Below are 6165 nucleotides of genomic sequence, written 5' to 3'. Positions count from 1 at the left end.
GCGGCCCCGGCGGCTACGGTGGCCCGGGCGGCTTCGGCCCGCCGCAGCCGGGTGGCTTCGGCCAGCAGCAGGGTTACGGCCAGCAGCAGGGGTACGGTCAGCCGGGATTCGGCCAGCAGAACCCGCCGTCCGGCGGATTCCCGCAGCAGCCGTACCAGGGCTGAGCTGACGGCGAGCTGACTCGATCCGATCCCTGCCAACCGACCGGGCGCTCCCCACGGGGAGGCCCGGTCGGTTGGTTTTTCCGGCACGACTGCCTTGGTTGCGCGTGATCGGAAAGGTCGAGCCCTTGTCCGCGCAGCTGCCTGATCCCTTTGCGGGCGACACGTGGCCGAGAGCGGTCGACCGTGCTGCGGCGGACCGGCGCTTCGCTCCGGCCGCGTCGGCATCCGCGCTGTTCGTCGGTGTCCTGCAGGCCGTGCTCGATGCTCCTGCGCTCGGCGCGGCGTTTCGGACCGGTGTCGCCAGCGGCCTGCTGGTGATCGCCGGGTTGGTGGTGGCGTCCGGAACGGCTGTCGGCGGTGTTCTGCTCCAGCTCCGCAATCCGGCCGGCCATACCTGGTGGCGGGGTGTGGGGCGGTGCTGGTTCTTGCCGTGGTGGCCGATGTGGTCATAGCGTTCACCGCCGGGGGCCTGGTGGGTCTTGCCCGGTGGCGATGCCTACGGTGCTGGCGTGCCTGCCACCCACACTCCGGTACGTGCGTGGTGGCGGCACGGCGTGAGAGGCCGGTCGTGGAGCGCAGCGGGTGAGATGGCTCTGCAGACGAAGCGGGAGAGTAGGACACAGTGACTGATCCGCGAGCACGGATGACGCGAGGTGATGCGATGCGCCCACCGATCCAGCCGGAGCCGCCGCGATGCGAGCCGGAACCGGAAGCGGTGAGCGGGTGGAGCGGCATCACCGCCGGTGTGCTGGCCGCCGTGCTCGGCTGCGGCGGGCTGGTGCTGAGCGTGCTCGGCCTGCTGGCGGTGTGGGACGACGCCCAGCTGCACCCTGCTGGGGTGGTCGTCTATCTGATCCTGGTCGGCATCACCGTCGCGCTGCTCAGCGGATCGGTGCTGCTGTTGCGGCGCAGGCAGTCGGGTCAGATCACCGTCGCCGCGGCGACCGCGGCCGCGCTGTCCGGGCTCGGCTACGTCCTCATCGCGGGCACGGATCGCGCTCGGGATTCCGCGTGGAGCTGGCAGGACGATCCGGCCGTGGTGACTCAGCTGCAGTGGCTGGTCGGGGTGTGGCTCGTCGTCGTGGTGGTCACGCTGGTGCTCACCTTGCTGCCGGCCACCGGCCGCTGGTGTTCGCGTGGCGCGTCGCAGGACGAGTGGTGATGCGCTAACGTGCCGGAGACCGGCGACGACGAATCGACGTCGACCCCCGGCGTGAGGAGCCTGCGCATGGATCCGCAGTCCGACGACTACGGCTCGGTACCGGAGTACCACCCGCAGGACCGCCCGCGAACGGGCGCCATCGGGATCGTCGCCGGCCTGGTGGCACTGCTTGCCGCGGGCGCGATGGGCTGGGTCGTCTACGAGTGGTACACCGCGTTCGACGAGTCCGGTACGCCCATGCCGAACCAGCTGTGGGTCGTGGTCGGGGTGCGCGCCGCACTGGTGGTCCTGCTGATCGGGCTCGGGGTGGCGGCGCTGGCCCGCCGGGTAGCCGGTGCGTGGCTGCTGGTCGTGGTCGCGTTGCTGGCCGTCGCGACCTTGGTGCTCGAACCGCTGGTGCTGCGGCTGGACGTCGGTGGCTGGGTCGAGCTCATGGTCGAGCTGCGGGACTCGTTCGCGACGGCCATCGTGCTGGCTTCGGCGCTCGGGCTGCTGACGGCACTGCTGGCGATCGCCGCCGGCTCGACCCGAGCGGACGGCAGGCCCGGATAGCGGGCGGGCCGCCGGTGGCCGGCCGAGGCGGCGGGCATAGGCTGGTCGGCATGGACGACACCCGGCACTACGGCTTCGAGACCCGGGCAATTCACGCTGGTCAGCGGCCCGATCCCCGCACCGGTGCGGTCATCGTGCCGATCTACGCCACGTCGACCTACGCCCAGGACGGCGTAGGCGGCCTGCGTGAAGGCGGCTACGAGTACTCCCGCACGGCGAATCCCACCCGCACGGCCGCCGAAGAGGCGCTGGCCGCGCTGGAGGACGGCCGGCGATGCGTGATGTTCGCGTCCGGGATGGCTGCCAGCGACGCGGTGCTCCGTGCCGCGCTGCGGCCGGGCGACCACCTGGTGCTGGGCAACGACGCCTATGGCGGCACGTTCCGGCTCATCGACAAGGTACTGACCGAGTGGGGTGTGGAGTACACCGTCGCGGACTTGTCGTCACTGGACGCGGTGCGCGAAGCGGTGCAGTCGCGGACCAAGCTGATCTGGTGCGAGACGCCGTCGAACCCGCTGCTGGGCATCGCGGACATCGCGGGGCTGGCGACGATTGCGCACGAGGCGCAGGCTCAGCTGGTCGTGGACAACACGTTCGCGACCCCGTACCTGCAGCAGCCGCTGGCGCTGGGCGCCGACGTCGTCGTGCACTCCACAACCAAGTACCTGGGTGGGCACTCCGACGTCGTGGGCGGTGCGGTCGTCACGAACTCCGACGACATGGCCGAGCGGCTGTTCTTCCTGCGCAACGCGGCAGGCGCGGTGCCGGGGCCGTTCGACAGCTGGCTGACCATGCGCGGCATGAAGACGCTGGCCTTGCGCATGGAACGGCACTGCGACAACGCCGAGCGGATCGTGGCGATGCTGGCCGACCATCCCGAAGTGACGAAGGTGTACTACCCGGGCCTGCCCGAGCATCCCGGCCACGACGTCGCGGCCAAGCAGATGCGTCGGTTCGGCGGCATGGTGTCGTTCACCGTGCGGGGCGGCGAGCAGCGCGCCCTGCAGGTCGTGGCGGGCACCGAGCTGTTCGTCCTCGCCGAGTCGCTCGGCGGCGTCGAGTCGCTGATCGAACACCCGGGGAAGATGACGCACGCCAGCACGGCCGGGTCGTTGCTGCAGGTGCCCGACGATCTGGTCCGGCTGTCGGTGGGGATCGAGGATCCGCGGGATCTGGAAGTGGATTTGCGGAAAGCGCTGGGCTGAGGATCGCGGCGCTGGTTGTGGCTGCTGCCAGTTCGTGCTGGGCTGAGGATCGCGGCGCCGGTCACGGCTGCTGCCAGTTCGCCGACAGCGTCGGCTTGGCCTGCTCGGGGCCGGGCGCGACGGTCGGCAGCTTCGCCGTGTCGATGCACCCGCCGACCAGCTCGATCTGCTGCTCGTTGTGCACGTACCTGGCTGGCTGACCGCACGTCGCCAGGTCGACGGTGACGAATGCGGCCCCGGTGAGCGCCGCTGCCGACAGCACGGCGACAAGCAGCGACGTCCCGCCGGCCACGCGCGTGGCCCGCGTGGGTGAGGTCCCCCGTGTCATCTCTCGCCCTTAATCTCCCGGGTCGTCGGTCATTCCAGCGTACCCGGTGGCATGATGCAGCTCATATGGACCTTGTGCGCTTGGATCAGATCGAGGCCGCCCGGAAGCTGATCTCCGAGGTGGTGCGGACGACGCCGATGGAGCATGCCCGCGACCTGACGCGGATGCACGGCGGCGACGTGTACCTGAAGTGCGAAAACCTGCAGCGCACCGGGTCGTTCAAGATCCGCGGCGCCTACACCCGCATTCACGGGCTGGCCCCCGAGGAGCGGGCGCGTGGGGTGGTGGCGGCAAGCGCGGGCAACCACGCGCAGGGCGTCGCGCTGGCCGCGTCGTTGCTGGGAACGCGATCGACCGTGTTCATGCCTCAGCGAGCCCCGCTGCCGAAACTCGCGGCGACCAGGGCCTACGGGGCCGACGTGCACCTGCACGGGGAGACCCTGGCGGAGTCGCTGGCGGCGGCGACGGAGTTCGCGGAACGAACCGGCGCGGTGTTCATCCACCCGTTCGACCACCCGGACATCATCGCAGGCCAGGGAACGGTCGGGCTGGAGATCCTGGAGCAGGTGCCCGATGTCGCCACGGTGCTGGTCGCCACCGGTGGCGGTGGGCTGATCGCGGGCATCGCCACGGTGCTCAAGCACTTCAGGCCGCAGGCGCGCGTCGTCGGTGTGCAGGCCGCCGACGCGGCCGCCGTCCTGGCGTCGCTGGAAGCGGGCAAGCCGGTGCAGCTGGACAACCCCAGCACCATTGCCGACGGGATCGCGGTCGGCTCACCGGGCCCGGTGACGTTCGCGCACGTCAGCGAGTACGTCGACGACGTGGTGACGGTCAGCGAGCAGGCGCTGGCGCGGGCGGTGCTGCTCTGCCTCGAGCGGCGCAAACTGATCGTCGAGCCCGCGGGCGCGGCCACGGTGGCCGCGCTGCTGGAGCATCAGGGTGTCTTCCAGCCGCCGATCGTGGCGGTGCTGTCCGGCGGCAACGTCGATCCGCTGTTGCTGCTGAACATCATCCGGCGCGGGATGGCCGCGGCCGGACGCTACCTGTCGCTGCGGCTGCGGGTCGCCGACCGGCCGGGGTCGCTGGCGAAGCTGCTCACCCGGGTCGGGGAGCTGGGCGCGAACGTCATCGACGTCGAGCACTCGCGCATCTCCGGGTCGCTGGACATCGGTGACGTGGAGATCGAGCTCAACCTGGAAACGCGGGGGCCGGAGCACTGCCACGAGGTGACCGAGGCTCTGCAGCGCGCCGGGTACACGATCGTCGTCGAGCGCTGAGCGCCGGGCCGTTGCAGGGTGCCGTCATGTCACCGGGCCGACACCCACTACCCCGAGGGGCGGGTGGCCGCGGCGTCGGCGGGCGGTGGCCGGGTGGCGTGGTGCGGGCTCAGCGGCCCAAGGCGTCGGCCAGCTGCTTCTTGGTCATCGTGGACCGGCCCTTGATGTTGCGCTTCTTGGCCTCGTTGTAGAGCTGGTCGCGCGTCGGTCCCTTGGGTCCTTGCCGGTTGCCGGAGCGCTTGCCGCCACGGTGCTGCGGTGAGACGTCCTCGACCGAGGTCCGGCTCTTCTGCCGCGCCTCGCCGGACTGCGCCCGGTTCTTGTTGACCGTGCGCGCGGCGATTTCCTCCGCCCTGTCCTCACTCGCGCCCTTCTTCTTGGCACCGGACTTGATGTGCTCGTACTGCCGCTCGCGCTTGTCGGACCATGCCTGCTGTGGCATCGGGCACCTCCCTGCGGGGCTTTGCTGGCGGCCTACCCGTCGCCGGATGCGGCGAAACCCGAGGCAGGGGCCGGGTGATGGGGAAGTGCCGAGCTGTCAGGCGGGCTCGGCGGGCAGCACGCGATGTGCCCGCCAGGCGAGCGGCAGGAACGGCACGGCAGGCAGGACGGCCACGGCTACCGCCGGCACCGACAGCCCGTCGGCGAGAACGAAAGCCTGCAGGACGACGGTCAGCAGGCTCAGCCCGGCAGCGGTCGCGAGTGCGGCCCGCTCGGCGCGGGCCATCGGGGAATCCGTGACGCGCAGCCGGTACACCACGCCGCCCAGCAACAGCACCGGGACGAGCAGGCCCGGCCAGGCGGTGCCACCGGCGCCGCCCTGACCGGCCTGGACAGCGATGTGAAACGCCGCCACCGTGATGGCCATGATCACGGCGGCGGCGACGTACCACCAGCGGTAGGCGCGCACGCTGTTACCACTCAGCCGGAGTACGGCACGGCCTTGAGCAGCGTGACCTTCTGCTTGCGGCCGTTGGGGAGTTCGTACTCGCGCGACTCGCCCTCGGATGCCCCCAGCAGCGCCTTGCCGAGGGGCGACTCGGGCGAGTACACCTCGAGGTCGCCGTTGGCGCCCTCCTCGCGGGTGGCCAGCAGGAACTCCTCGACCTCGTCGTCACCTTCGTAGCGAACGGTCAGCACCATGCCCGGCTCGGCAATGCCGTCGTTCGGCGGCGCTTCGCCGACCTTGGCGTTGCGCAGCAGCTCCTGCAGGTGACGGATGCGAGCCTCGGCCTGGCCCTGTTCCTCGCGGGCCGCGTGGTAGCCGCCGTTCTCCCGTAGGTCGCCTTCCTCCCGGGAGGCGTTGATCTTGGCGGCAATGACCGGGCGATTCGCGATCAGCTCATCCAGTTCTTTCTTGAGCCGGTCGTAGGCATCCTGGGTCAGCCAGGTCACCTTGGCGTCGCTCACGGTCACCAACTCCTTGTCATGCGTCCGGTACGTCGCCACGTACCGGGAAACTCCAGCGCCGATGTCA

Annotated in this window: 8 protein-coding genes; 4 read left to right on the top strand and 4 right to left on the bottom strand. The window is 70.7% G+C overall.

What is annotated here, in order from left to right; all coding sequences use genetic code 11:
• The first annotated feature begins 825 nt into the window (after positions 1-825).
• From CXP56_RS18595 to CXP56_RS18585, 3 genes are all read left to right on the top strand, one after another.
• Complete coding sequence (locus CXP56_RS18595) at positions 826-1326, top strand: hypothetical protein (RefSeq protein ID WP_028847622.1); 501 nt, start codon at positions 826-828, stop codon at positions 1324-1326.
• 66 nt (positions 1327-1392) lie between these two features.
• On the top strand, positions 1393-1878 hold the full coding sequence (locus CXP56_RS18590) for a hypothetical protein (RefSeq protein WP_286902175.1): 486 nt from the start codon (positions 1393-1395) through the stop codon (positions 1876-1878).
• Positions 1879-1928: 50 nt separating this feature from the next.
• Entirely contained in the window at positions 1929-3083 is a 1155-nt protein-coding gene (locus CXP56_RS18585) for a cystathionine gamma-synthase (RefSeq protein WP_028847624.1), read from the top strand.
• Between the two features lie 61 nt (positions 3084-3144).
• On the opposite strand, the gene CXP56_RS18580 is transcribed toward CXP56_RS18585, so the two are convergent.
• Positions 3145-3411: a hypothetical protein gene (locus tag CXP56_RS18580; RefSeq protein WP_028847625.1), complete on the bottom strand. Its 267-nt coding sequence runs from the start codon at positions 3409-3411 to the stop codon at positions 3145-3147.
• A gap of 65 nt (positions 3412-3476) precedes the next feature.
• Between CXP56_RS18580 and ilvA the strand changes: the two genes are divergently transcribed.
• A complete protein-coding gene (gene ilvA / locus CXP56_RS18575; protein WP_286902174.1) occupies positions 3477-4688 on the top strand; it encodes a threonine ammonia-lyase in 1212 nt (403 codons plus the stop codon).
• A gap of 109 nt (positions 4689-4797) precedes the next feature.
• On the opposite strand, the gene CXP56_RS18570 is transcribed toward ilvA, so the two are convergent.
• The 3 genes from CXP56_RS18570 to greA form a co-directional block, all read right to left on the bottom strand.
• A complete protein-coding gene (locus CXP56_RS18570) occupies positions 4798-5130 on the bottom strand; it encodes a plasmid stabilization protein (RefSeq protein WP_286902172.1) in 333 nt (110 codons plus the stop codon).
• Positions 5131-5226: 96 nt separating this feature from the next.
• The gene (locus CXP56_RS18565; RefSeq protein ID WP_028847628.1) at positions 5227-5598 is read right to left on the bottom strand and encodes a hypothetical protein; all 372 of its coding nucleotides are present in this window, start codon (positions 5596-5598) and stop codon (positions 5227-5229) included.
• Between the two features lie 11 nt (positions 5599-5609).
• Positions 5610-6107, bottom strand: coding sequence for a transcription elongation factor GreA (gene greA / locus CXP56_RS18560; RefSeq protein WP_028847629.1), 498 nt, complete (start codon positions 6105-6107; stop codon positions 5610-5612).
• Positions 6108-6165 lie beyond the last annotated feature (58 nt).

The organism is Thermocrispum sp., assembly GCF_002919275.1.
Classification (GTDB): Bacteria; Actinomycetota; Actinomycetes; order Mycobacteriales; family Pseudonocardiaceae; genus Thermocrispum; species Thermocrispum agreste.
Note: the sequence above shows the minus strand (reverse complement) of the source record. Positions and strands in the feature narration are given on the sequence as shown.